1 protein-coding gene is annotated in these 312 nt (G+C 50.0%); it reads left to right on the top strand.

The features are described 5' to 3' along the window. A partial coding sequence (locus GGG_RS20330; RefSeq protein WP_010118269.1) for an Ig-like domain-containing protein occupies window positions 1-312 on the top strand: 312 nt, incomplete at both ends.

Genomic DNA, 312 nt, shown 5'->3' with positions numbered 1-312 from the left:
GCCTGCTAAACCTGAAGATGTTGGTGCTACGGACAATGTAGGGCCAAATGTAGGTGAGATTCCATCAGGTGGCACGACAGATGACACTACACCGACGATTACAGGTACAGGTGAACCAGGTGCGACCGTTGAAGTGATTGATAATGGTCAACCACTAGGTACAACGACAGTCGACTCAACAGGCAACTGGACATTCACACCAGATACCCCATTGACAGATGGGCCACATGAAATCACGACGACCCAAACCGACCCAGCAGGAAATACGAGTGAGCCAAGTGATCCGCTTGTATTGAATGTCGATACAACGCC

Source organism: Acinetobacter sp. P8-3-8 (genome assembly GCF_000214135.1).
GTDB lineage: Bacteria > Pseudomonadota > Gammaproteobacteria > Pseudomonadales > Moraxellaceae > Acinetobacter.
The sequence above is the reverse complement of the archived record's forward strand: the minus strand, read 5'-3'. Positions and strand labels throughout refer to the sequence as shown.